This window comes from Cobetia sp. MMG027, from assembly GCF_027947415.1.
Taxonomy (GTDB): domain Bacteria; phylum Pseudomonadota; class Gammaproteobacteria; order Pseudomonadales; family Halomonadaceae; genus Cobetia; species Cobetia marina.
Genome location: NZ_JAQJIO010000004.1, coordinates 322,709 through 349,062, shown reverse-complemented (window position 1 = coordinate 349,062; position 26,354 = coordinate 322,709). Strand labels below are relative to the sequence as shown.

17 protein-coding genes are annotated in these 26,354 nt (G+C 61.1%); 11 read left to right on the top strand and 6 right to left on the bottom strand.

Annotated elements, in window-relative coordinates:
• Position 1: 1 nt before the first annotated feature.
• Together PJK54_RS07305 and smrA are read left to right on the top strand one after the other, a co-directional pair.
• On the top strand, positions 2-1,078 hold the full coding sequence (locus tag PJK54_RS07305) for an ABC transporter substrate-binding protein (protein WP_205632690.1): 1,077 nt from the start codon (positions 2-4) through the stop codon (positions 1,076-1,078).
• A gap of 206 nt (positions 1,079-1,284) precedes the next feature.
• Complete coding sequence (smrA, locus tag PJK54_RS07300) at positions 1,285-1,926, top strand: DNA endonuclease SmrA (RefSeq protein ID WP_333781911.1); 642 nt, start codon at positions 1,285-1,287, stop codon at positions 1,924-1,926.
• Positions 1,927-2,080: 154 nt separating this feature from the next.
• On the opposite strand, the gene PJK54_RS07295 is transcribed toward smrA, so the two are convergent.
• Positions 2,081-2,608 carry a hypothetical protein gene (locus tag PJK54_RS07295; protein ID WP_271302583.1) on the bottom strand — a complete coding sequence of 176 codons (528 nt, stop codon included), beginning with the start codon at positions 2,606-2,608 and terminating at the stop codon, positions 2,081-2,083.
• Between the two features lie 267 nt (positions 2,609-2,875).
• On the opposite strand from PJK54_RS07295, the gene PJK54_RS07290 reads away from it, so the two are divergent.
• The 3 genes from PJK54_RS07290 to PJK54_RS07280 all read left to right on the top strand — a co-directional run bounded on the left by PJK54_RS07290 (position 2,876) and on the right by PJK54_RS07280 (position 9,354).
• Complete coding sequence (locus PJK54_RS07290) at positions 2,876-4,897, top strand: BCCT family transporter (RefSeq protein WP_077376546.1); 2,022 nt, start codon at positions 2,876-2,878, stop codon at positions 4,895-4,897.
• A 442-nt stretch (positions 4,898-5,339) separates the two neighbouring features.
• Positions 5,340-7,073: a BCCT family transporter gene (locus tag PJK54_RS07285; RefSeq protein ID WP_271302582.1), complete on the top strand. Its 1,734-nt coding sequence runs from the start codon at positions 5,340-5,342 to the stop codon at positions 7,071-7,073.
• A 613-nt stretch (positions 7,074-7,686) separates the two neighbouring features.
• The gene (locus tag PJK54_RS07280; protein WP_077376544.1) at positions 7,687-9,354 is read left to right on the top strand and encodes an AMP-binding protein; all 1,668 of its coding nucleotides are present in this window, start codon (positions 7,687-7,689) and stop codon (positions 9,352-9,354) included.
• 169 nt (positions 9,355-9,523) lie between these two features.
• Here the strand turns inward: PJK54_RS07280 and PJK54_RS07275 are convergent, their stop codons facing one another.
• Positions 9,524-10,771 carry a dicarboxylate/amino acid:cation symporter gene (locus tag PJK54_RS07275; protein ID WP_271302581.1) on the bottom strand — a complete coding sequence of 416 codons (1,248 nt, stop codon included), beginning with the start codon at positions 10,769-10,771 and terminating at the stop codon, positions 9,524-9,526.
• A gap of 768 nt (positions 10,772-11,539) precedes the next feature.
• On the opposite strand from PJK54_RS07275, the gene PJK54_RS07270 reads away from it, so the two are divergent.
• From PJK54_RS07270 to PJK54_RS07255, 4 genes are all read left to right on the top strand, one after another.
• Positions 11,540-12,742: a thiamine pyrophosphate-dependent dehydrogenase E1 component subunit alpha gene (locus tag PJK54_RS07270; RefSeq protein ID WP_176494037.1), complete on the top strand. Its 1,203-nt coding sequence runs from the start codon at positions 11,540-11,542 to the stop codon at positions 12,740-12,742.
• Between the two features lie 83 nt (positions 12,743-12,825).
• Complete coding sequence (locus PJK54_RS07265; protein WP_084209720.1) at positions 12,826-13,794, top strand: alpha-ketoacid dehydrogenase subunit beta; 969 nt, start codon at positions 12,826-12,828, stop codon at positions 13,792-13,794.
• 160 nt (positions 13,795-13,954) lie between these two features.
• Entirely contained in the window at positions 13,955-15,670 is a 1,716-nt protein-coding gene (locus tag PJK54_RS07260) for a dihydrolipoyllysine-residue acetyltransferase (protein ID WP_271302580.1), read from the top strand.
• A gap of 28 nt (positions 15,671-15,698) precedes the next feature.
• Complete coding sequence (locus tag PJK54_RS07255) at positions 15,699-17,648, top strand: serine/threonine protein kinase (protein ID WP_271302579.1); 1,950 nt, start codon at positions 15,699-15,701, stop codon at positions 17,646-17,648.
• Between the two features lie 199 nt (positions 17,649-17,847).
• Here the strand turns inward: PJK54_RS07255 and PJK54_RS07250 are convergent, their stop codons facing one another.
• On the bottom strand, positions 17,848-19,302 hold the full coding sequence (locus tag PJK54_RS07250) for an aspartate ammonia-lyase (RefSeq protein ID WP_077377375.1): 1,455 nt from the start codon (positions 19,300-19,302) through the stop codon (positions 17,848-17,850).
• 265 nt (positions 19,303-19,567) lie between these two features.
• On the opposite strand from PJK54_RS07250, the gene PJK54_RS07245 reads away from it, so the two are divergent.
• Complete coding sequence (locus PJK54_RS07245) at positions 19,568-20,500, top strand: LysR substrate-binding domain-containing protein (RefSeq protein ID WP_077377372.1); 933 nt, start codon at positions 19,568-19,570, stop codon at positions 20,498-20,500.
• A 79-nt stretch (positions 20,501-20,579) separates the two neighbouring features.
• Here PJK54_RS07245 and PJK54_RS07240 read toward each other — a convergent pair whose 3' ends face one another.
• The 3 genes from PJK54_RS07240 to PJK54_RS07230 form a co-directional block, all read right to left on the bottom strand.
• Positions 20,580-21,707: a bifunctional nicotinamide-nucleotide adenylyltransferase/Nudix hydroxylase gene (locus PJK54_RS07240; RefSeq protein WP_258038301.1), complete on the bottom strand. Its 1,128-nt coding sequence runs from the start codon at positions 21,705-21,707 to the stop codon at positions 20,580-20,582.
• Positions 21,708-22,236: 529 nt separating this feature from the next.
• The gene (locus PJK54_RS07235) at positions 22,237-23,190 is read right to left on the bottom strand and encodes a nucleoside hydrolase (RefSeq protein WP_077376524.1); all 954 of its coding nucleotides are present in this window, start codon (positions 23,188-23,190) and stop codon (positions 22,237-22,239) included.
• 119 nt (positions 23,191-23,309) lie between these two features.
• On the bottom strand, positions 23,310-24,230 hold the full coding sequence (locus PJK54_RS07230) for a ribokinase (RefSeq protein ID WP_084208701.1): 921 nt from the start codon (positions 24,228-24,230) through the stop codon (positions 23,310-23,312).
• Between the two features lie 170 nt (positions 24,231-24,400).
• Here PJK54_RS07230 and PJK54_RS07225 point away from each other — a divergent pair, with 170 nt between their 5' ends.
• Positions 24,401-26,332: a PDC sensor domain-containing protein gene (locus PJK54_RS07225; protein WP_271302578.1), complete on the top strand. Its 1,932-nt coding sequence runs from the start codon at positions 24,401-24,403 to the stop codon at positions 26,330-26,332.
• Positions 26,333-26,354 lie beyond the last annotated feature (22 nt).

Sequence of the window (26,354 nt, the reverse complement as noted above, 5' to 3'; positions counted from 1 at the left end):
CATGCAAGGTTCCCGTTTCCCGCTGCGCGCCGCTGGCCTGATGGCTGCCGTCAGCCTGGCATCCGTGGCGACATCCGCCCCCGTTCTGGCCGCGGATGACAGCGACAAGGTGCTATACGTCTACAACTGGACGGAGTACATGCCCGATGAGGTCATCGAGCGCTTTGAAGAACAGACCGGTATCGATGTCATCTACTCCACCTTCGATTCCAACGAAGCGATGTACGCCAAGCTGAAGCTGCTGGACAGCGACAACAGCTACGATCTCGTCTTCCCGTCGACGTATTACATCGACAAGATGGCGCGCGAGAATCTGCTGCAGAAGCTGGATGTCAGCAAGCTCAGCCATTTCAAGGATCTCGATCCCAACCTGGTCGACCGCGACTTCGACAAGGGCAATCAATATAGCGTGCCCTACATGTGGGGCAGCGCCGGGATCGGTTACAACCCGGACTATGTCGAAGAGGGCGCGCTGACCAGCTGGAACGATCTGTGGGATGACAAGTACCGTGACAAGCTGCTGCTCTCCAATGACATGCGCGAGGTCTTCCATGTCGCGCTGGCAAGCCTGGGCTACAGCGGCAATACCACGGACCCGGACGAGATCAAGGCAGCGTACGAGAAGCTGACCGAGTTGATGCCCAATGTTCGCGCCTTCAACTCCGATGCGGCGCGTGTGCCGTTCATGCAGGGCGAGGTCGATGCCGGTCTGATCTGGAACGGTGAGGTCTACCAGGCCAATGAGGAAGGCGTACCGGTGAATTACGTCTATCCCGAGGAAGGCATCATTCTGTGGATGGACACCATGGCCATCCCGTCCAATGCGCGTCACGTCGATGCGGCCTATCAGTTCATCGATTATCTGATCAGCCCGCAAGTCAGCAAGGAGATCAGCGAATACGTGGGTTACACCACGCCGAGCCTTGCCGCCAAGGAGATGATGGACCCCGAGGTGCGTGACAACCCGGTGGTCTTCCCGACGCAGCAGGATCTCGCACGTGGCGAGTTCCAGACCGATGTCGGCGATGCGCTGTCGATCTATCAGAAGTACTGGGAACAGCTCAAGACGGGTCACTGATCCTGTCATGACGCCAGACGTGTGAACGCACGAATTTGGCATGGACGCTTGAGCTTGGCTGACGCCCCGAGGCATTCTCTGTCTCGGGGCGTCGTCGTTTGCGTCCTCTGCGCCCCCGGGTGGCCAACCATCGCCCCGGGCGCTGGCAGGTCTTGATGACGACCTGCTCCCTGATTGCCACGTCCTGGTGAAGACTGGAGGGTGCCATGTCACGTTTTTCCCCTGCAATGATGTCGGCAGCGCATTCGCGCGAGATCACCCCTGATGAAGCGGATGCGCTGTTCAGTCGTGAGATGCAAGGTGTTGCTCCTCTGACGCGTGGCAAGGATCGCGCGGATGTGGCCACGGGGCCCAAGGCACCGAGCGAAGCACAGCTGGCCCGTCGGGAAGAGGCCCAGAAGGCGCTGGGCAATGAGCTGGATGGGTTGTCAGACAGTTACGTGGAGCATCTGTCGCCGCATGATCCGGTCGAGTATCGGCGTGATGGCATTCAGGTGGGCGTGCTGGACCGTCTGCGTCAGGGCGGCTACCCCCCTGAGGCACAGCTCAATCTGATGCGTCGGCCCTTGATCGAGTGTCGTCGAGAGGTCCATCGCTTCATTCAGGATGCCTGGGGCAGTGAATTGCGCTCGCTGCTGGTGATCCATGGCAAGGGGCGTGATGGCGAATCGCATGCTGCCTTGATTCGCTCCTACCTGGTGCATTGGCTGCAACAGATGCCGGAGGTGCAAGCCTGGAGCAGTGCTCCGCAGCGTCATGGTGGCCTGGGGGCAACGCTGGTGATGTTGCGCAAATCCCGTGCGGCGCGTGACAACAACCGCGAACGTCACCAGAAGCGTCGCGGCTGACGCTTCGCTTCAGGGCTCACCACACAGAACTCACCACACAGAACTCACGTCACCAGGCCTTCAGGTCTTCTGCGAGCAGGCAAGCAAAGGCCCGCCACGATGAGGTGGCGGGCCTTTTTGCATGCATGCGGAGGGGGGACTCGCGCCGGCTGACTCATTGCACGCTGTAGCCGCGTCCGCTGAAGCAGGCACTCAATGCGCGACGATAGGTGTCGGCATTGCCGGCGGTCACCGGGGGGGCGGCGGAATTGGCATCCGCGCCACTTTCCTGATTGGCCCAGCGATGACACTCGTAGCGATCCCTGGCCTGCTGGTCCTGGCTCTGCCCCTTGGAGGGATAGGCGATGACATCCACCGCGGGGGCGGAGAGCGTCGCCGGAGCAGGGGCCTGGACCGGCAGGTACTGTTGCTGGCTGGCCTCCCAGAGGTAATAGGTGCCCGCCGCCAGGTAGTAGAGAGTGGCGCCAACCCAGATGCCGCGAGCGCCTGCCGGCAGTCCATGCCCGTGGCCGGGGCCGCCCGGGGCCCAGCGTACCAGCGGCCCAGGGCCACTATGCCCGATGAAGATATCCGGGCCATCCAGACGTGGGTGCCCCGGACCGGCCATTGCCGATGCGGCCGGCAGGGCAGTCAACAGGGCAAGTGACAGCGCGAGGCCGCGCGTGGATCCTTTTCTGCTCATGCATTCAACTCCTCTGCATCAATCCGTCACGCCGATTATGCGCCTGCCGCGCTCGTTCAGTGTGCAAGCAACCCGCAAAGAAATGATATCTGATGATGTCGTGATACCCCGCAATGGCGTGTCCATGGCGTTGGGCGTGTTGCCATCAAGTGGTATTATCCGCGCCGCCATTGATGACGACTTTTCATTATGGATATGCGCGTTGAGGCAGCCAGGGGACATCAAGTGCCCACGCTGTCTCGCCAATACACCCACTAGGAAATGCCCATGCGTTCAACCCCTGCTGCGGGTGGCGGAGAGCCCGGCAAGGAGTCTCGTTCAGGCCTGTTTGCCAAGGTCAATCCGCCAGTCTTCTTCTGCGCCAACGCCATCATCCTGCTATTGGTGATCTTCACGGCAGTGTTCTCGGACACGGCCATGTCGGTATTTGACTCGGTCCAGCATTGGATCACCAATACCGTCAGCTGGTTCTATATCCTGTGTGTCGCGATCGTTCTCATTTCCGTGATCTATGTCGGTTTCTCGCGCCACGGCGAGATTCGTCTTGGTCCGGATCACTCGCTGCCGGACTACAGCAACGTCACATGGTTCGCGATGTTGTTCTCGGCTGGCATGGGCATCGGACTGATGTTCTTCGGTGTCGCCGAACCGGTGATGCATTTCCTGAATCCGCCGACCGGTACCCCTGAAGAGGTGGAGACCGCGCGCGAAGCGATGAAGCTGACCTTCTTCCACTGGGGACTTCACGCCTGGTCCATCTATGCCATCGTCGCGCTGATTCTGGCCTACTTCAGTTATCGCCATGAACTGCCGCTGACGTTGCGCAGCGCGCTGTATCCGCTGATTGGTGAGCGTATCCATGGGCCGATCGGCCATGCGGTGGACATCTTCGCCATCGTCGGCACTGTCTGCGGGGTTGCCACCACGCTGGGCTACGGCGTGGCACAGGTCAACGCCGGGCTCTCGCACCTGACCGGCATGCCCAACAATGACTGGACCCAGGTGGCGATCATCGTCGTGATCACCGGCCTTGCGACCATCTCGGTGGTGACCGGGCTCGACAAGGGCATCCGCATCCTGTCCGAGGTCAATCTCGGGCTTGCCGTCGTGCTGTTGCTGTTCGTGTTGCTGCTCGGGCCGACCGCCTTCCTGCTCAAGGCCTTCGTGCAGAATTCCGGTTTCTACATGGCCGATATCGTCGGCAAGACCTTCGAACTCTACGCCTATGAGCCCAACGACTGGATCGGTGGCTGGACGCTGCTGTACTGGGGGTGGTGGATGTCCTGGTCTCCGTTCGTCGGCATGTTCATCGCGCGTGTCTCGCGCGGTCGCACCATCCGGGAATTCGTGATCGGCGTGCTGTTCGTGCCGGCCGGCTTCACCCTGCTGTGGATGACCATCTTCGGCAACACGGCCATCTCGATGATCATGGAGCAGAACGTCACGGCGCTGGTCGATACCGTCAACGACAACTATTCGCTGGCCCTGTTCACCTTCCTCGAGCAGCTGCCACTGGCGTCCATCACCTCGGTGATCGCGCTGGTGATGGTCATCGTGTTCTTCGTGACATCCGCGGATTCCGGCTCGATGGTGGTCGACATGCTGGCCTCCGGCGGGCGGGAAGATACTCCGACCTGGCAGCGTATCTACTGGGCCTTCGCGGTGGGCATTCTGGCGATCGTCCTGATGCTGGCCGGTGGGCTGGGCGCACTGCAGACGGCCACCATCGCCACTGCCTTGCCCTTCGGGATGATCCTGCTGGCGTCGATCTTCGGGCTGCTGCGCCAGCTCAATCTCGAGTCCGTCAAGCGGCGTTCACTGTCCGTCAACACGGCAGCGGCGACCCCGATGGGCGAGAAGGGCAACTGGCGCAAGCGTGCCCAGCACCTGATGAGCTTCCCGACGCGCGCCATGGTGCGGGGGTTCCTGCGCGGTACCGTCGCGCAGGGCATGCAGGAGCTGGCGGAAGAGCTGCGTGGTCAGGGGCTGGAGGTGGAAGTCACCATCAGTCGTGATCGCGTCTACTTCAATGCGCGCCATGGCGAGGAAGATGACTTCATCTACGGCGTGCGCATTCGCTCCCACCTGCGTCCGGACCTCAATCTGGATCAGGAAGACGAGGGCGATGAAGAGGATTACTGTCGTGCCGAGGTCTTCCTCAAGGAAGGCGGCCAGTCCTATGATCTGATGGGCTACAGCAAGGATCAGGTGATCAATGATCTGCTCGAACAGTACGAGCGCCATATGCACTACCTGCACCAGCTGCGCCTGACCCAGTCTGCCGGCTGACAGCGAGTCTCTGCGCGAGACCGTCAGACCCCAAGCCCCCGTGAGTTGACTCGCGGGGGCTTTTGTCTGTCTGGATGAGACGGACCGGATGAGCCGGACTGGATAGTGCATCTGTCGAGAGACCGTGACCTGAGGCCTCGCTTTCTCAGCTCAGGCATTAGCTCTGCTTATCCAGACGACGTCGAGATCTTATTTGTATCGCGAGCGGGGGCCCTCTAGCATGGATTCTTCCCACAAAGTCGCATACCGGCGGGGGCCAGATGACATGCCGTGGTGGTGTCTCCTGCCAGGGTTCTCGCCCATGACTGACCGAAGGTGAACGCGATCTGCCCGCAATGTCGCCATGGCGCCTGAGGTTCCCTGAGCCCCAGTATCCGCTGTCATGAACCACGATACCGGTGTCATGAAAAACGATAATAACAACCCGTCACGAGGTAGAAACATGCTGAAAGGAAAGGAACTGGATGCACTGATTGAGCAGCGAGGTGTCCTGAAGGGACTCAACTCGACGCTCGGTATCACCGCGATCACCATGACCGTGTTCTTCATTCTCTATGCGATTCTGTTGGGCAAGACGGCCAGCGATCAGTTTCTGGGCATCAAGTCCTGGATAGAGAGCACCCTGGGCTGGTACTACGTACTGGTCATGTTCTCGACCTTCGTGGTCTGTCTTTACGTGATGTGTTCGCGTGTCGGCAAGATCCGGCTGGGGCGCGACGATGAACGTCCGGAGTTCAGCAATTTTGCCTGGTTCTCGATGCTGTTCGGCTGCGGTACCGGCGCGGGCATGCTGTTCTTCTCGATGTCCGAGCCCATGATCCATTTCGCGAGTGACTGGAGCGGGGGCAATCCGTTTCTGAGTGCTGACATCAAGGCGGCCGTCGCCGTCTTCTTCGAGGCCAAGCAGGCCGCCCTGGCGAGTGGTCTCATGCCGGGGGACGAAGGCTTCCCGGTGCCTGACAGCCGCGTCGCGGAAGCGGCCGCCGGTGGCATCAAGCTCACCGTCTTCCACTGGGGGACGATCGCCTGGGCCATGTATGCCATCGTCGGACTGTCACTGGCCTTTTTCGCCTTTCGCAAGGGCCTGCCGCTCTCGATGCGCTCGGCCCTCTATCCGCTGATCGGCAACCGGATCTACGGGCCCATCGGGCATACCGTCGATATCCTGACCGTGTTCGGTACCATTTTCGGCATCGCCACCACGCTCGGTCTGGGCGTCGAGCAGATCGGCTCCGGCCTGATGTCACTGGGCCTCATCGAAGAGAAGTCGCGCATGGTGACCGTGGTCTCCATCCTGCTGATCAGCGCCATCGCCACTCTGTCAGCGACCAGCGGCGTGGCACGTGGCATCAAGCTGCTTTCCACCTTCAATACCTGGGTATGCCTCGGCATCCTTGCCTACTTCCTGCTGGTGAGCGATGCCAACTATCTGATCGCGAGCTCCATCACCGCGCTCGGGGATTACCTCACCGATGGCGTCTCGATGACACTGTGGACGGCGCGCACGCCGGACGAGCGCATCTGGCAGGGCGGCTGGACCATCTTCTACTGGGGCTGGTGGATCGCCTGGGCCGGATTCGTCGGCATGTTCATTGCCCGCATCTCGCGCGGCCGAACTATCCGTGAATTCATTCTCGGGGTGATGGTGATCCCCTCCATCGTGGCGCTGGTCTGGTTTGGCGTCATCGGCTCGGCGGGCATCTATCAGTCCCTGTACGGGGCCGACATGGGCATCTATACGGCTGCGGTCACCAACTGGGACTACGCCGGAACCCTCTACCACTCGTTCGAGGTGCTCACGCCCGGCATCGCCGCGACCGTAGCCAAGGTGGCGGCGCTGGTCGTGGTGATCATCTTCTTCGTCACGTCTGCGGATTCCGGCACCCTGGTGCTGGGACGCCTGTTGGCCTTCGGTCGTCGTCCTCCGGTTCAGCAACGCATCATCTGGGGCATGATGCTGGGCGCCGTGACCTTGATCCTGCTGTTGCTGGGGGGAGATCAGGCGCTCAAGTCCCTGCAGGCTGCCTCGATCGCCGGCGCCTTGCCGTTCACCTTCGTGTTGATCGCCATGATGATCGGGTTGTTGAAATCGCTGCGCGAGGACGGCGAATCGATGATCGAGAACGAAGAGCATATCCGCAAGATGATCGAGAACGAGGTCCGCGACCTCTCTTGAGTTGCCTGTTCCTGGCTTACGCGCCAGACATATGCGCCTGACGTGTGCGTACGGTGTGCAAGACATGAGGCCTCTGCCCCTTGGGCAGGGGCCTCGTTGTTTCTTGCGTTTAGATGAGAAGGCGAGGTCTCGCTCATCCATGTCAGCGATTTTCCGGCTTTAGGTCAGGGCTGTTTCCTCCCTGGGCTCAGGGCTGTTCCCCTGCTCCAGAGCCAGCCTGCGCATGTCACCAAGGTCGCAAGGTAATATCAAACGTACGTATGTTCCAATGCTGGCAGGTCCATCGATTCCGCCAACGGCGCGCAGCATGGGTTTGCGGCTATGCTGTCGAAAGTGAAGGGCCCACAGGCTGACACCCACCCGACGGAGCCCCAGCAGCGCCTCACCACGATGTCTTACGACGTAGTCGCGCGACGACGTCTTACAACAACAAGGTAGCGGGGGCAGTGACGCCGAGCGCCCCACGTACTATTCAAGGAGCAACGCCATGCATGATCCCCTAGCGGCTCGACCCGATGAGTCAGGCAAGTCCACTAACGACGTGACTACAGATCCTTCCCACGTGGCAGATGCCTCGCCCGACGCTTCGAGAGCACAGCCAACGACAGGCGACATGAGCGGCATGTCGTGCCTGCGCTCCTCGCGGGAAGTGGACTTCACCGGCCTTGATTCCCTGATGGACATGTTCGAGAACGCCTGTCGCACCCACGCCCAGCGGCCGGCCTTCACTTGCATGGACCGCACCATGAGCTTTGAAGAGCTTGAAACTTCCAGTCGCCAGCTGGCGGACTGGTTCCAGCACGAGACCGATCTCAAGCCGGGCGATCGGGTCGCCATCCAGTTGCCCAATACCTTGATGTTCCCGGTGGTGGCCTTCGCCGTCATTCGTGCGGGGCTGGTGCTGGTCAATACCAATCCGCTGTATACCGAGCGCGAGATGGAGCATCAGTTCAATGACTCCGGTGCACGGGCGCTGGTGGTGCTGGCCAACATGGCCGACAAGGTGGAGCGGGTACGCGAGCGTACCGGCCTTGAGTACGTGCTGGTCTGCGAACTGGGCGACATGCATCCACCGCTCAAGCGCCTGTTGATCAATGCCGTGGTCAAGCACGTCAAGAAGCTGGTGCCGAGTTATCGCTTGCCGGATGCCATCCCGCTGCGACAGGCCATCTCGCAGGGCAAGGCCGAGCGTTGGGAGCGGCCGACACTGGCACTCGATGATGTCGCCGTCCTGCAATACACCGGAGGCACCACAGGCGTCGCCAAGGGAGCGATGCTCACGCATCGCAACCTGCTGGCCAACATGCTGCAGGGCAAGATGGCGCTGACCCAGGGGCTCTCGGCCGGGAATGAGACGCTGGTGGCACCTCTGCCGCTCTATCACATCTATGCCTTCACCATTCATCTGGCCTGCATGCTCAGCGAGGGCAATCATTCACTGCTGATTCCCAATCCGCGGGACATTCCGGGCTTCGTGAAGACGCTGCAAAAGCATGACTTCACCATGTTCGTGGGGCTCAACACCTTGTTCGTGGCACTGTGCAACAACCCCGGCTTCCAGGCACTGGATTTCTCTAAGCTCAAGATCACCACCTCGGGAGGCGTGGCGCTGACGCGCAAGGCGGCAGAAGAGTGGAAGCGGGTCACCGGCAGTGATATCTCCGAAGGCTACGGCATGACCGAGACCTCGCCGATCGTGTCGTTCAATCCGTTGGACGCCATCCAGCTGGGCACCATCGGGTGTCCGATGCCCTCGACGGAGGTGCGTCTCTACGATGAAGAGGGCGAGCTTGTCGCGATGGGGGAGCCCGGTGAGCTGTGCGTGAAGGGGCCGCAGGTGATGAAGGGGTATTGGCAGCGTGAGCAGGCGACCAAGGATAGCTTCACTGCCGATGGCTTCCTGCGCACCGGTGACATCGCAGTCTTCCAGGACGATGGCTATATGCGCATCGTCGATCGCAAGAAGGACATGATCATCGTCTCCGGCTTCAACGTCTATCCCAACGAGGTCGAGGACGTGATCGTGCGGCATCCGGATGTCCTGGAGGCCGCTGCGGTATCGGTTCTTGATGAACGTAGCGGGGAAGCCATCAAGCTGTATGTGGTACTCAAGGACGGTGCGGAGCTTGAGGCGGATGCGCTGAGAGAGTGGTCGCGCAAGGAGCTGGCCAGTTACAAGGTGCCACGCCATGTGGTGTTCATCGATGATCTGCCCAAGACCAATGTCGGCAAGGTGCTGCGGCGTGAGCTGCGCGATTCCCCGCCGGAGGCGACAGTCTGAGAGGAAATGGCGAGAGACTCCTGACGAAACAAGAAGCCCCGCTCGATGAGCGGGGCTTCTTCGTGTCAGCCACTGATCGTACGGCTGGGGTGTCTCATGAGTGGCATGTCCTATGTGACATGTCACCTGAGCCATCGGACGAAAGACGTCGCAAGCACTCCTGGTGGCGTCACTGCTTGTGCGGCGCGTTGTAGATCTCCAGATCCAGTTCCTTCTCGGACTTGCCGACGAGGGTGGTGACCATCAGGTCGCCCGCGACGTTGACGGTGGTGCGCGCCATGTCGAGGATGCGGTCGATGCCGGCGATCACGGCGATCGCTTCCAGCGGCAGACCCACCTGGCTGAGCACGATGGAGAGCATGATCAGCCCGGCGCCGGGCACGCCCGCCGTGCCGATGGAGGCCAGGGTACCGGTCAGCACGATCATGCCGTAATCCATCACCGACAGCTCGATTCCGGTCATCTGCGCGATGAACAGCGCCACGACACCCTGATAGATGGCGGTACCGTCCATGTTGATGGTGGCGCCTACCGGCAGCACGAAGCCAGACACGCCTTCCGAGACGCCCAGATTCTTCTGGGCACAGCGAATCGAGATCGGCAGGGTGCCGGAGCTTGAGGCCGAGGAGAACGCCACGACCAGCGCATCGACGATGCCGCGCAGATAGCGCATCGGGTTCAGCTTGCCCAGTGTCGCCAACAGGCCGGAGTAGACCACCAGCACATGCACGATGCTCGCCAGATACGCCACGGCGATGACCTTGGCCAGCGGCAGCAGCACATCCATGCCGTAGTTGCCGGAGACATGCGCCATCAGACCGAAGACCCCGAACGGGGCGAAGGCCATCACGAACTCGGTCAGCTTGTACATCACTTCCGCGAAGCTGTCGAAGACACGCACGACCGGTTCGCCCTTGTCGCCGATCATGATCAGCGAGACGCCGATCCCGATGGCGAAGACGATGATCTGCATGATGTTGCCATTGGCAAGCGCATCAATGGGGTTGCTGGGCACCAGATCCACCAGGATCTGCACCAGAGACGGTGCTTCCTTGGTTTCCATGGCCTTGTCGAAGCTGAATTCGAAACCGGCACCCGGCTGGAAGATGGCAGACGCCAGCATGCCGATGGCAATCGCGAAGGCCGTGGTCAGCAGGTAAAGCGCGATGGTCTTGCCACCGATGCGTCCCATCTTCTGAGGGTCACGCATCGAGGTGATACCGACGACGAGGGTGCTGAATACCAGAGGTACGATCAGCATCTTGATGGCATTGATGAAGATATCGCCCAGCGGCTTGAAGACACTGGCGTTCTCACCTATGAGGGCGCCGGCAAGGATACCCAGCGCCAGGCCACCGAGGATCTTCTGCCATAGCGGCAGGCGGCGCCAGAGATTGGGACGTGAAGTGTCACTCATGTGGTTGTCCTTATTCGAGGTCGCGATCTCGATCGCTCATTGCACACAGGAGAACCCGAGCGCTGCTTGATAGGGGGTGTCGCAAGTTGAGGCACCGTTTTAGTGCGGGAAGATTACCAGTCCACCTGAGTGGTCCCCTTGCATCTTTAGTCGTAATTTTGCGGTCCCATTGCAGGATTCTGCGTTTCCATACCAATCCTGCATAAGCTTATGCCGCGAATCGTTCCACCAAAGATGTAGCGCTCAGGCAGTACTATTCACTGCAATCACCTATCTTTTACGTTAACGTCAACTTTCTAGCGCTGGCTGGACAACCTCGACTACGCTGACAGCAACGAGGCATGACGGAAACCACGTCGCATCGGCGATTGCCGGAGAGCGTATTGCATCGCGAGTCCTCCTCGCAGCGCTTCTCTCTGCATTCCCGGGGTGGCTCAGCCAGACCATCTGCCTGCTCGCTCTCAAAAGGAGCGGGCGGGGGCCTCAGGCACCTGATCGGTAAAGAGGATGATGCGCATGTCCCATACAAGAACCACCGGCTCCTGCAAGGGCGATGGCTCCACCAGTGAGCCCGCCACTCGTGAACAGGCCCTCGCGGCCGCCTCCACATCGTCTGCGAGTGCAGCCAGGGCCTCAGCCTCGGACGCAGTGAAGGCTGACACGATGGCCTCGGGCTCTGAACCGACCGCACATCCCGAGTTGACGTCACTTCCCACTTCCCGGCAGTTGGCACCTGAAACCGCGAATATCCTGCATCGCGTCGCCTTCATGACCGGCGATGAGCTCTGTATCCCTCTCTTCCAGCGTCTGCGCCAGGATGGCTCGCTGCATGAGGGGGGGGAAGAGGTCAGTCTCACGCGCGAGAAAGCGCTCAGGATCTATCACACCATGCTGTTCATCCGGGTATTGGATGAGCGCATGCTGGCTGCCCAGCGTCAGGGGCGTCTGAGCTTCTATATGCAATGCACGGGTGAGGAAGCCACGGTGATCGGCAGTGCGGCCGCGCTGCAGGATGACGACATGATCATGGCCCAGTATCGCGAGCAGGGCGCATTGGCGTGGCGTGGGTTCAGCTGTGATGAATTCATGAACCAGATGTTCGGCAATGAACGCGACTACGGCAAGGGACGCCAGATGCCGATCCACTACGGCTCGCGTGATCTGAACTACATGACCATCTCATCACCGCTGGCGACCCAGATTCCCCAGGCGACCGGCTACGCCTATGGTCAGAAGCTGGCGGGCAAGGGGCAATGCACCATTACCATCTTCGGAGAGGGCGCCGCGTCGGAAGGGGATTTCCACGCGGCCCTCAACATGGCCTCGGTACATCGTGTGCCGTGCATCTTCCTGTGCCGCAACAATGGCTACGCGATTTCCACACCGTCCTGCGAGCAATTCGCCGCAGATGGCATCGCGCCGCGCGCCTTCGGTTATCACATGCAGTGCATCCGCGTGGATGGCAACGATGTGATTGCCGTCTACGAAGCCACCCAGGCGGCGCGCAAGATCGCCGTCGAGACGAATCAGCCGGTATTGATCGAGGCGATGACCTATCGCCTGGCCGCGCATTCCTCCTCTGATGACCCCTCGGGCTATCGCAGCAAGAAGGAAGAGGCCATCTGGCGCGACAAGGACCCCATCCTGCGCATGCGACACTGGCTTGAGGCCCAGGGCTGGTGGAGCGAGGAGGAGGAGAAGGCTACCGGCGATCAACTGCGCCGAGAGGTGCTCGAGTCGATGAAGCGCGCCGAGAAACTGGCTCCGCCTCCGCTGGAGAGCCTGATCACTGATGTCTATGACACGCCGCCCCCCTTGCTGGAAGCGCAGATGGAAGACCTCAAGCAGCATATCCGCAAATACCCGCATGCCTATCCCAAGGGGGCCAGCAGCATGGGGTTCAGTGCCGATGAGATCGAGCAGAGCCGCAAGGCCCATCAGCAGCGCCAGCAGGGAGGCCAGCCGGCATGAGCGATTCGACCCCGACCACTGCCCGTCACGACGTCACTCCCGCATCGGGTGAGACAGCCGGCGCGAGCTCAGGCAAGAAGCAGATGAACATGCTGCAGGCCATCAACAACGCGCTGGACATCGCGATGGCGGCCAATCCACAGGTGGTGCTGTTCGGTGAGGACGTCGGCGTATTCGGCGGTGTCTTTCGTGCCACCAGTCATCTGCAGGACAAGTACGGCCGTGAGCGTTGCTTCAATACGCCCTTGACGGAACAGGGCATCATCGGCTTCGCCAATGGACTGGCGGCGCAGGGCTCGACCCCGGTCGCCGAGATCCAGTTCGCCGACTACATCTTCCCGGCGTTCGACCAGATCGTGAACGAGGCGGCCAAGTTCCGTTACCGCTCCGGGGATCTCTTCAATGTCGGTGGGCTGACCATTCGAACTCCCTATGGCGGGGGCATTGCCGGCGGGCTCTACCACTCCCAGTCACCTGAAGCCTATTTTGCGCATACCCCCGGGCTCAAGATCGTGATCCCGCGTAACCCCCATCAGGCGAAAGGTCTGCTGCTGGCGGCGATCCGTGACCCCAATCCCGTGCTGTTCATGGAACCCAAGCGTCTCTATCGCGCTTCCGTGGGCGAGGTGCCGGAAGCGGATTATGAGCTGCCGCTGGGCGTCGCCGAGGTCATCCGTGAAGGCCGCGACATCACGCTTCTGGGCTGGGGAGCCCAGATGGAGGTCATCGAGAAGGCGGCCGCATTGGCCGAACAGGACGGTATCGACTGCGAGGTGATCGACCTGCGCAGCATTCTGCCCTGGGATTTCGAGACCGTATGTCAATCCGTGCTCAAGACGGGTCGCCTGGTGGTCAGTCATGAAGCACCGCTGACGGGAGGTTTCGCCAGCGAGATAGCGGCAACCGTGCAAGAGCGTTGCTTCCTGTATCTGGAAGCGCCCATACGCCGCGTCACCGGTCTGGACACACCGTTCCCGCTGGTGCTCGAGAAGGAGCACCTGCCGGACGAGCTCAAGATATACGAAGCCATCAAGCAGAGCCTGAATTACTGAGCCCGAATGATGGAGCTCGAATGACTGAGCCTGAATGACTGAGCCTGAATGACTGAGCACGGACCTGGAATTGCTGACGGAGGCTCGATGATGTCGAGACCGCTCATGTCCAGGTGACGGCTTGTGTTTACGTGATGAGTTGCAGGGAGTGACGTGTGCCATGAATGATTTCATCCTGCCCGATATCGGTGAGGGGATCGTCGAGTGCGAGCTGGTCAAGTGGTTGATCAAGGAAGGCGATGTGATCGAGGAAGATCAGGCGGTCGCCGAGGTAATGACGGACAAGGCATTGGTGGAAATTCCCGCGCCCCACGCAGGCACCGTGGTTCGTCTGTATTGTCGGGAGGGCGAGATTGCCCGGGTGCATGCACCGCTGTTTGCGGTGGATGAGGCGGGTGAGTCGGATGGGAAGGGTGGGGCAGGTGAAGCAGGTGGGGCAGATGGACAAGTAGCGCCGTCTGGCGATCACGCCCCGTCCGGAGCGAAGGCGCCGGGCGCCGACAGCGCGGATCAGGCCGCTGGAGAGGCTGTCAGTGAACGACGTTCGCGTGATTTCATCCTCCCGGACATCGGGGAAGGCATCGTCGAATGTGAGGTGGTCACCTGGCATGTGGCCGAGGGTGACAAGGTCGAGGAAGACCAGACGATCGTCGATGTGATGACAGACAAGGCGCTGGTCGAGATCACGGCCTCCGAGCCCGGGCGTATCGTGCGCTTCCATTACGCTCAGGGGGAGAACGCCCGTGTCCATACCCCCTTGTACGCTTATGTGCCTGACAGCGATGACACGGCCGACGAGGCATCTGGCGTGGCGCACGAGGCAGTCACGGAGGCAGGGATGGCGCCGGCTTCAGCACAGCACGCTTCGTCTGCCTGTGCCTCAGGCATGTCCCCGGCCCAGGTGCGCATTCCTGCCACGCCGGCGGTTCGTCGTCTGCTGCGCGAGCATGCGCTGGATATCAGCGCCATTGCGGGCTCTGGTCGCAACGGCAGGGTATTGAAAGAGGATGTGCTCGCCTATCTCGCGCGTGATTCCGCGACAGATCGCCCGACAGCACCTTCTGCAGATCAACGCCATCGGGACGTGGCCCCCGCGGCTGCGGTGTCCCCCGATGTGGCGGTGGCCGAGCCGGTGGCGTGCGAGTCGCACGAGCCACGTGCAGCGCGACTGGAAGCCAGGCAGGTCCCCCTCAAGGGCGTGGCGGCCGTCATGGCCCGACGCATGGTGCAATCCAGCACCCAGATCCCCCATTTCCATTACGGAGATGAGCTCGATGTGACGGAGCTGCTCGCGCTGCGCGCACGTCTCAAGTCACGGGCCGACAAGGAGGGGACTCGCCTGACGCTGATGCCCTTCATCATGAAGGCGACGGCATTGGCGGTGCTCGAAGAGCCGATTCTCAATGCAAGTCTCAGTGACGATGAAAGCCAGGTGCTCTATCACGCAAGCTGCAATATCGGCATGGCTGTCGATGGGGCCGCCGGCCTGATGGTGCCTAACGTCAAGGGCGTCGAACGCCTGAGCATCCTCGAGATCGCGCGCGAGGTGGCCAGACTGACCGAGGCGGCACGCAATGGTCGTGTCCCGCAGGCGGATCTCAAGGGTGGCACGCTGTCGATCTCCAACATCGGTGCTCTGGGCGGCACCTATGCGGCCCCGATCATCAATCAGCCCGAGGTCGCCATCGTGGCCCTTGGCCGTACCCAGCGGCTGCCGCGCTTCGATGTCGATGGCAATGTCTGCGCGCGCGACATCATGACGATCACCTGGGCCGGGGATCACCGCATCATCGATGGCGGTACCATCGCTCGCTTCAGCAATCTGTGGAAGCACTATCTGGAGCATCCGGATGAGATGCTGCTGTCGCTGGCATGACGGGGTTCGATGAGGGAGGCGCTTGTCCATGAGTGACACGCGCGCTCATGAGCGCCTGCAACAGTTCTATATCCCGGAAGAGCAGTCCATCTACCTGCTCTCGCATCATGATGCCAAGAAGCTCAAGGACTGGGTGGCGCTGTGCGTTGCCCAGCTCGAGGGGTTGGGCTATCGCGAAATCCATCTGGTCGGCAAGGGGGCTTATGGCTTCGTGTTTGCCGGGTGGCGCCTGGGCGAAGGCACGGCCATTCGAGAGGAGCACGTCTTCAAGTTCACGCGGGTCACCTTGCCTCAGGCGTTGCAGGACCGTCTGGAGGAAGAGGCCTTCATGCTCGACCAGGTCGCGCATCCGTTGATTCCGCGCCTGATCAGTTACCAGCGCGTTCGCCGCCAGTCGATACTGGTCATGGAGCGCGCGCCGGGCATCAATCTCGAGGAGTACTCGCTCAAGCACGGTCGCATGTCACCGCGTCTGGTGATCAGGGTCGCCAGTCAGCTTGCCGGGATTCTCAAGTCGCTGCGTGGGTCATCCGCAAGCCCCGACACGCCCGCGGTGGTGCACGGGGATATCAAGCCGTCCAACCTGGTCTTCGATGCCGAGCGTGAGCAGCTAGCATTGATCGACTGGGGCAGTGCCGTCTTCGCGCAACTCGACGAGCACATGCAATACCTCACGACCAATGTGATGCAGCTGATGTCGGATGATCTGCAGCAGACCAACGCGCGACTGGGCGATGTCTACTTCATCGGCGAGGAACAGCTCAATGGCGCGCTGTCCTCGCCTCGCTTCGATGAGCAAGGCGTGGCCGCGACACTCTATGCACTGGCGTCAGGGCAGTCGTGTCGCTTCGGCGTGCGGGCCATCCCGGCAACCGCGCTGGGGCTGCCACGGGAGTTCGCGCGCATGCTGGATGGCATGCTGGCGGAAGACCCGATGCTGCGCATGCAGGCGGGTGACTACTTCCTGCGCGAGATGCCGAGAATGGCTCGTCTGGTCATGCCGGAACTGCCGTCATCGCCGATACCCTCTCTGCTTCCCGTCTGGGTGCGGCCTGCCGCCCGCGACATCGACACCGTCGTCTATACCTCGCGCAAATCTTTTCTGCGGGAAGCCTTCGAGATCGATGGCATGGACAGCGCGCAGGCCAACCTCGAAGACGGCGACCACCCCAATGCGCTGGATGCCGTCAACGACGTCCAGCTGGATCGCTATTACAAGAACTTCATGCAGGGCATGGGAGATACGGAGAAAGCCTTTCTGGCCGCGGTGAGCCGGCTGGGGAAGTATCCGATCGTCGGGGGACTGGCGATCCGCTGGGAGCCGCAGGGCATCTTCGTGGACACGGCGCTGCACCTGCATGACCCCTCGCTCAAGGCCGCCTTCGTGGTAGCGGTCAACAACATGGTGGCGCTGGCGCGTGCCATCTATCGACAGGGTGTGTTCAAGGCCTGTCTGTTCAATGCGCGTGATACCTTGCACCTGGAGCGCGACGACCCCGAGGACGCCTTCACGCTGCCGCAAGCCTCCCCTCGGCGTGAGGCACTCCGCTTTCCCTATGAAGTCAGCGCCGTTCCGGAGCTGGAGGATGAATCACGAGTGCACTCCTATTTCGAGGATGGCCCGGATCCCGAGGAGTTTCTGGCCCTGCCGGAACAGATCATGAACGCGCTGTCGGAACTCAATCAGATCCATCACACCGGAATGCTGATCTTCGAGGCATTGCCGCATCATCTCAAGATCCACAGTTATTACCGTCTGCTCGACCCCGGGCGTGAAGCCGATTTCGCGCATCTTCTGGATGTCATCCTGGCCGCCGTGCCACTGATTTCCGGACTGGGGGTGTCGGGCTTCATGAAGATGCCCTACAAGAACACCAAGCACTTTGACCACGTAGAAGCGCAGCCCGAGCGCTTCTACCCGCGTGACCCTCGGGTCAACACGACGACTCGGCAGGATCCAGCAGGGCAGGCCAGATAGCAGCGTGACAGTGGAGAGAAGCGAGAAAAGAGGAAAGAGGAAAGAGAAGCGACTTGTCTTGCCGCTATCCAGCAGAAAAACGCCCCGCTCAGGTTTCAAGCCTGGGCGGGGCGTTTGTCATTTCAGTCTGCGCGTCAGACTACGCCACGGTTTGGCGCAAGGATAACCCGTGATGAGTCATCGGAACGCTACTGCAGCTTCAATCCTTCATCTGGCGCGGCCGTGTCATCGCCTGCGGCGACAGCAGTGCTTCAAGGCGCGCCTCATCCAGCAGGCCTTCCTCGCGCACCAGCTCCAATACGCTGCGACCGCTGACCAGGGCTTCCTTGGCGATGCGGGTCGCGTTGTCATAGCCGATGTAGGGGTTGAGGGCAGTGATCAGGCCGATGGAGTTGTTGACCAGCTCCGCACAACGATCCCGATTGGCCGTGATGCCGATCACGCAGCGATTCTTGAGCATGGTCATGGCTCGGCTCAGCTGGCGGATGGAATCCAGCAGCTTGTAGGCGATCAGCGGCTCCATCACGTTGAGCTGCAACTGGCCGGCTTCCGCCGCCATGGTCAGCGCGGTGTCGTTGCCGATCACGTCAAAGGCGACCTGATTGACGGCTTCCGGAATCACCGGATTGACCTTGCCCGGCATGATCGAGCTGCCCGGCTGCTGAGGCGGCAGGTTGATCTCGTTGAAGCCGGTGCGCGGGCCGGAAGACAGCAGACGCAGGTCATTGCAGATCTTGGACAGCTTGACCGCAAGGCGCTTGAGCATGCCGTGGAACAGCACGAAGGCCCCCATGTCGCTGGTCGCTTCGACCAGGTCCGACGCCGGACGGAAGTCGATGCCGGAACGACGTGCCAATGCCTCGATGGCCAGGGCGCTGTAGCGCGGATCGGCATTGATGCCGGTGCCGATCGCCGTGCCCCCCAGATTGACTTCCTTGAGCAACTCGTTGAGGTTGGCGATGCGCTCGACATCTTCGCGCAGGGTGTTGGCGAAGGCGCGGAATTCCTGGCCCAGCGTCATCGGCACCGCATCCTGAAGCTGGGTGCGCCCCATCTTGACGACATCATCGAATTCCAGTGCCTTACTGGCAAAGGCATTGGCCAGTTCGCTCAGCGCATCCACCAGCATCGAGTGGCTGCGCAGCAGGCCGACACGAATGGCCGTCGGATAGGCGTCATTCGTGGACTGCGCCATGTTGACGTGATTGTTGGGGTGCAGGTGCTGGTAATCCCCTTTCGGATAGCCAAGATATTCCAGCCCGAGGTTGGCGATCACCTCGTTGGCATTCATGTTGGTCGAGGTACCGGCCCCCCCCTGGATCATGTCGACCACGAACTGATCGTGATGATCGCCATTCATCAAGCGTGCACAGGCATGCTGGATGGCATCGTGCTCACGTGTCTCGAGATAGCCCAGCGCGTGATTGGCTTCCGCGGCAGCGGCCTTGACCAATGCCAGGCCTTCCACCAGACGCGGGAAGTGGGACAGCGGCACGCCGGACAGATGGAAGTTGTTGAGTGCACGCTGGGTCTGGACACCGTAATAGGCTTCCGTCGGGACCGGCTCGCGTCCCAGTAGATCCTTCTCGAGGCGGAAACCGTTTGCCAATGCCTCCTGCTCTGCATGGCTGAGGTCGGGCTGTGAGGATGGCATGGCGTTCTGAGCGGTTTCCGAGGCACTGTTCACTTGGGCGGAACTCCTGGCTGAAGTACACTGTTGCGCTTGAAGCGCGGTGAGGTGGACAAGGGTAACCAGCAGGATGCCCCGACGACCAATGCCTATCGCCGCTGCCGTATACGTCAAATGCATACGACGAAGGTAGTGATTCTCCCCCGTGAAGCTCACTGCCAGAGACAAGGCGCTACATGACCGGTTTTCACGCATATTGCCGGCATGATCGATATCGATGGGAGTTCGGGTGAACCTGGAAACAAAATGGCTGGAAGATTTCGTCGCGTTGTCCAATACGCGCAGTTTCTCCACCTCGGCTCGCCTCAGACATGTGACCCAACCAGCCTTCAGCCGTCGAATTCGCGCGTTGGAGCAGGCCGTGGGCACCACGCTGGTGGATCGTTCGACCACGCCTGTCAGCCTGACGCCGGAAGGGCAGTTGTTCCTGGTGACCGCGCGCAACCTGACCGAGCAGCTGTCCGAATGTCTGGCCCATCTACGCGGGCTTGGGATGGCCAACGAGACGCTGGACATCGCGGCGGCACACTCGCTGGCGCTGGCGTTCTTCCCCAAGTGGATCTCGCGCCTTCAGCAAGGGCTGGGGGAGTTGCCGACGCGGCTCTCCGCCATGAATGTCGGCGATGCCATCCATGCCCTGCGTGAGGGCAACTGCGATCTGATGCTGGCATATTATGACCCTTACGCCAGCATGCAGCTGGATGCAGAGGCATTCCCCTCCTTCTCGGTGGCCAAGGTCAACATGCTGCCGGTCTGCGTGCCGCTGGAGAACGGCGAACCACGCTTCCCGCTGACCGGCCAGAGCGAAACCAGTCAGGACGCGATTCCCTTGCTCTCCTATACACAGGGAGCGTTCCTGGGGCGCAGCGTGAAGATGTTGCTCAAGAATGATCCATTGCGGCTTCGTCTGCGCACCGTCTATGAAATGGCGATGGCGGAGGGTCTCAAGGGCATGGCGTTGCAGGGAGTGGGCATGGCGTGGATTCCGGACTTCTGCATCCGGGATGAGCTGGAAAGTGGCAAGCTGGTGAGAGCCGGCAATGACGCCTGGGATATTCCGCTGGAGATTCGTCTCTATCGTTGCTCACTGGTTCACAAGCCGGGGATCGACAAGCTGTGGAAGCAGCTGATGAATCTGCCGCGAGATTTCCTTCAGGCCTGACAGGCCACACCCAGACACGACAACGGCAGGCCAATGGCCTGCCGTTGTCGTGTCTGGCAAAGCTGTCTCTATCGGCGAGTCAGAAACTGCTTTGCCCCGCATGCAAGCCCAGAAAGTTCTGGATGATGAAGAAGTGGTCTTCGAACAAGGTGTCAGGCTCCAGATCCGCCAGTGCCACCCAGCGAGCCTGCTCTTCGCTGTCCTTGCCACTGCTGCGCAGTTTCGGTAGCTGCTGCTCCGGGCGCAGTGCGAAATAGAAGGCCTCTGCCAGCGTGCGACCGCGCCAGCTGCGATGAGGCTCATCGAACAGACGCTGCCCACGCAGTGAGCCGCGCAGGACAGGTTCTGGCACCTTGAGCCGCACGCGCTCTCTCAATTCGCGCAGGCAGGCGTCCAGCAGGCGCTCCTGCGACTGGACGAAGCCCCCGGGCAGGGCGTAAAGCCCCTTGCCAGGCGCCGCGCGTCGGGTGGTCAGCAGGATATGCCCTGATTGCACGACGACCGCATTGACCGTGATGAACAGGGGAGGATAGGGCGCGTCACTCCATGCCGCGCGATACTGCTCGAGCAGTCGCCGCTCCTCGACCAGACCTTGCCATGCCGTTTCCTCCAGAAAGCCGCGCAGATGTTGCGCGACGCTGCCGGGCAGCAACTCCAGTCCCTCGTTGTCCAGCCAGTCCTCGACTCTGGCCCGTTCGCTGAAGATCACATCGCGGATATGACTCGCCACCATGCCCTCGTGGTAAGGCCCTGCCACGGATTCCCACTGCGGGAACAGACTCAGATAATAGCTGGAACGTGCATTGTCATTGCCATGCGTGGCCCCGATCAAGGCGATGCGGGGCATGCGATTGGCCTGCGGGCGTGCGATGTCACGCACCTTGCGCTGCACATCCCGCACCCAGACATCGTCGTTGTAGAGAGCATCCAGCAGCGGCACGATTTCCAGTCGGGCATTGGCATCCTCCCCGAAACAGCTGCGAATCATGCGGGTGCGTTCATCGAAGGTGAAAGGGTTGCGCAAGGAACGCGCCTGCCAGGCAGACCCCACCAGGACGATGACCTGGCGTGCACGACGCAGGGCCTCCTCCATGATCGCGACATGACCATGGTGAACGGGTTGGAAGCGGCCGATGAAGACGAGACAGTCATACTGACAGGCGTTGTCTGCCGAGCCCTCGGAGCAGAGCTGAGACGGTGCACGCATGGCGGGCATGAGAGACGATGAGGGCATGAAACGCTCCATGGAATTCTGAAGACTGCGTCTGGGTGGCAGGTCGTGCGTCCCTGATAGCCTATCAGATAACGCGCATACGCTGAGCATGGCAGTGAGCGATCTGTCTGCCTCTGCAAGCATCTTTATATTATACCGTTACCTTGTGTCTCCGCACAGATATCAATCCTACCCACAACACTGTCATCGGCGAGGTGGGAGAGGCGAAAGACAAAAGACGAGAGAGGCAGGAGAAACGGGAGAAACGGGAGAAACGGGAGAAACGGGAGAAACGGGAGAAACGGGAGAAACGGGAGAAACGGGAGAGGCGGGGAGAACACAATGCTGGCTGATCGCGCCTTGCCTGACGGCTGAACAGCACTGGATGCAAGGAAAGGTGACGGCAGAAAACGGAGAGAAGGCGAGGCATCACGCAGACTGGCCCCCCGCAAGGCATGCCTTGCGGGGGGCAGCCGGTATCGTCATGACCCGCGGTGCGTCACGTGATATCGGGAGTACAGGCTCAGGAAGCCTTGGCGGTCAGCACGTCGGTGATCCACTCGACGACCTGCTCACCGTTGGCATTGACGCAGACGTCGACCAACGGCGTCTGGGACCATTGATTGCCGAGGAACTCGCGTCCTTGCGGCGCGAACAGGGTCTGGCCTTCCGCCAGCCCTTCGACTTCGACGCTCAGGTGGCCACGCTCGACGGTGAACATTTCCGGCTTCATCAGCCAGGCCAGGGCACAGCTGTCGTGCGGACAGCAGCCATCGATGCCACGAGCTTCCTGGTAGAAGGCCTTGTAGAACTGATAGCTGCCGGACAGCACCTCGCCCAGGGCACCTTGCGCGACACGGATGCGCTCGACATGTGCCGGGGACAGCACGCAGCGGTGAGTGGCATCCAGGCCGACCATGGTCAGCGGCCAGCCTGCCGTGAGCACCTTGGAGGCGGCATGCGGGTCGTTGAAGATATTGGCTTCCGCGACCGGAGAGACGTTGCCGCCTTCACGGATGGAGCCACCCATCACGACCACCTGCTTGACCTTGGTGATGATGCTCGGGTCCAGTTGCAGGGCGGTTGCCAGGTTGCCCAGCGGGCCTACCGCGACGAGGGTGATCTCGCCCGGACGCGCATTGACCTGCTCGACGATGAACTGCGGTGCACTGATGGGCAACGCCTTGCCCTTGGGCTCCGGGATATCCATGTTGCCAAGGCCGTTGGCGCCGTGGATGTGCGCCGGTGCGGGGAACTTGTCCTTGACCAGCGGTTGGGCAGCACCCTGTGCGACCGGGATATTCTGGCCCGCCAGCTCTCCCAGCAACAACGCATTGGACGTGGCGGTCTCGATGGTGACGTTGCCAAAGGTGGTCGTCATGCCGAGGAATTCGATGTCCGGATGTGCCAGGCAGATGGCGATGGCCTGGGCGTCATCAACGCCCGGGTCGGTATCAAAGATGATGGGAGTCTTCATGATGTCCTCTTGCCGATAAAGCCATGAACCGGTGCCACCGGCACCTCAATCAGCGTGCCGTGGGCTGAGCCTCACCCTCAGGAAAGGCTCAGACCTGTCCGGTTCAAGGGGGGGGTCGTTCAGTTGCTCAATGCGTCCAGGGGGGGCCACTCCGCCAGGGCGTCAGCGACATCGCTGCTGCCCGGAATGCTGGGAGCGGCGCCTTCACGACTGACACAGAGTGCGGAGGCCGTGCTGGCGCGACGCAGACTGTCTTCGATGTTCATGCCATCGATCTGGCTGGCCAGGTAATAGCCGATGAAGGTATCGCCGGCAGCGGTGGTATCCACCGCCTTCACGCGATGGGCAGGCAGCTGGATGCGCTGCTCGCCCAGCTGATAGCAGACGCCTTCGCTGCCCAGAGTCAGCACGACCTCGGTGGCGGGCAGGCGCTCATGCAGGGCATTGAGCAGCGTGTCGACCGGTGCGCTTTCTTCCAGCTCGACCAGTTGCGCCGCTTCGCCACGGTTCAAGAACAGCACCTGGCAATGCTCCAGCGGGAGATCCAGCACTTCAGCACCCATCGGCGCCGGGTTGAAGGCGATCTTCATGCCCTTGGCATGCGCCATCTCGATGACCTTGCCAAGCGCATTGCACTCGTTCTGAAGCAGCAGCCAATCGCCCTGGGTGACTCCGGAGAACAGCTCGGAGAGGTGTTCGTCGGTGAAGCCATGATTGGCACCAGGGTAAAGGATGATGCTGTTCTCGGCGTGATCATCCACCTGAATGATGGCGTGACCGCTGGCGCTGGCACTCAGTTCGACCTGAGACGTGATGACACCGGCGCTCTCCAATGGCTCAAGTGCCCAGCGGTCGGCATTGCCGAGACGTCCCCAGTGGGTGACATCTCCGCCTGCGCGTGCTAGAGCGAGGGACTGGTTGGCCCCCTTGCCGCCCAATACCTGACGGAAGGAGTGACTCGCCAGAGTTTCACCGGGGCGAACCAGATGAGGGACCCGGTAGACGTGATCGATATTGATGGAACCGTAGTTGTAAAGCATGCAGCCTCCTTGGGGGCGAGCATCCTAGCAAAGCCTTGGCCGCCTGTCCGCAGTCCTGACACCAAGGTCTGACCTTTTGGACATGTTTGAGCGTTGAAGCGCGAAGTCCACCTATAGGCAAGAGAAGGCGCATACTCGATTCACTTATGGAGGAATCAGGAAATCCGCCAATGCCGGGAATTCAACGTACCCCCATCACCATCAAGAAATGGGTCTGGCGCGCGCTGTTTACCAGTACCATGATCCCGTTGCTGCTGGTAGAGACGGCGCTGGTAGCGGTGTACTTCCTGTCCAACGACGAGATACGTGATGCCAACCTGAATTACCTTCAGGCGCAGTCGAGCAGTGAGTTGAATCTGGCCATGCTGCGCGAGGCCAAGAGCCTCAATCGTCAGCTGGAACATATACAGGATCTCTCCACCGGCATGGCGGCACAGGCCCGCATGATTCGACTCGACAGTGCTTCTCCCGTCAGTGCGGAGCAAGCGGCTCGGCATGGATTCGAGCGCAGTGGCGCCTGGGCCAGCCAGAGGGATGAAGGGGATCAGGCCAGTGGCTTCCATGCCGTGCTGCCTGATATCGAGATCGATGTGCCACTGGCATTGCGAATGACGGCCGTGGACCCCCTGATGCGCAATATCGTCTCGACCCATCCCGCGGTCATCCAGACCTTCGTGACGCTGGCGAACTGCTATGTGCGAATCTATCCCTATGTGGATCTCGTCGAGTTGTTGCCCCCCGATCACGATTGCCGAGACTTCTCCTTCTTCTACCTGGCCGCACCGGCCATGAATCCCGAGCGCCACACCGTCTGGACGGATCTCTATCAGGACCCCGCCGCCAATGGCTGGATGACGTCTGCCGTCACGCCTTTTTACGACGGTGACGAATTTCTCGGTGTGGTAGGCATCGACATGACCCTGGATGTCATCGTCAACCAGATTCTGGCCATGGAACTGCCCTGGAGCGGCTTCGCGATGCTCTACGATGCCAAGGGGCGCTCACTGGCGGTGCCGTCGCGGGGCGAATCATTGCTGTCTCTGGCACCGGTCGAGCAGCCGGACGTCAGCATTATCCAGGAGGAGGACGTGCTGCGGCCGGCGCAGATGGAGCTGTCCAGGCATCCCGTCTTCGCCACCCTGTCCGAGCAGATCCTCGGGCAGCGTCGGGGCTCTGCAAGCGTCTCGGTGGATGGCGAGCCCTTCAAGGTGGCCTGGGAGCGTCTGAGCAGCAATGACTGGATCATGTTGAGCATGGTGGAGGAGTCGGCCGTTTTCTCGCGTACCGCCGAGATCGGGCGCAATTTTCAACTGGTCGGCATGGCGCTGGTGGGCGGCCTGATTCTCTTCTATCTGAGCTTCTTCCTGCTGATGAGCTGGCGCACCCACCACATCAGTCGCCATCTGTCCGTGCCGCTGGCAGAGCTCAGGGATCGCCTGCATCGTATCGGCATGGGGGCGGAGATCGAGTCTCCTGGGCAATGCGGTATCGTCGAGCTAGATGATGCCCATAATACAGCGGAAGAGATGTACCGACGTCTGCGCCAGACCCAGCAGGAACTCCAGGCCAGTGAGCGGCGCTTGCTCGACTCCCTGGAGGCCAGTGGCGACAGTCTGTGGGAGATGGATATTCCCGGGCGCATCATCCACATTCACCCCAATCTGTGGCGGATGCTGGGAGCGACAGGGCGTGAGCCGCTGGTGATGCGCGAGCTGGACTTTGATCGGCTGATCCATCCTGACGACCTGGAAGCCGTGCATGTCCTGCGTCACCGCGTGTTCACCACCTTCGGCGATACCTTCGAATGTCAGTACCGCATGCGCGCCCCGGGAGAGGAGGATCTGCGGCACATCGAAAGCATGGGCTGCAATGCGCATCCTGATCTGACGGTTGAACCGGGCATCGAGCCGCAAGGCGGCGAGGGCCATGCGGCATCGTCGGCGAGTCGGCATGACGAGGATCAGGCGGCGGATGCCATTGATTGGGTATTGCTCATCTCGCGCGGGCGGGTAGTGACGTGGGATGCCGAAGGCCACCCCGTCAAGGCCGCCGGCATGCATATTCGTATCGACAGATCCTCATTCGCCAGCCACCTGCGCTGAGCGAATTCAAGAGTGATCTCAG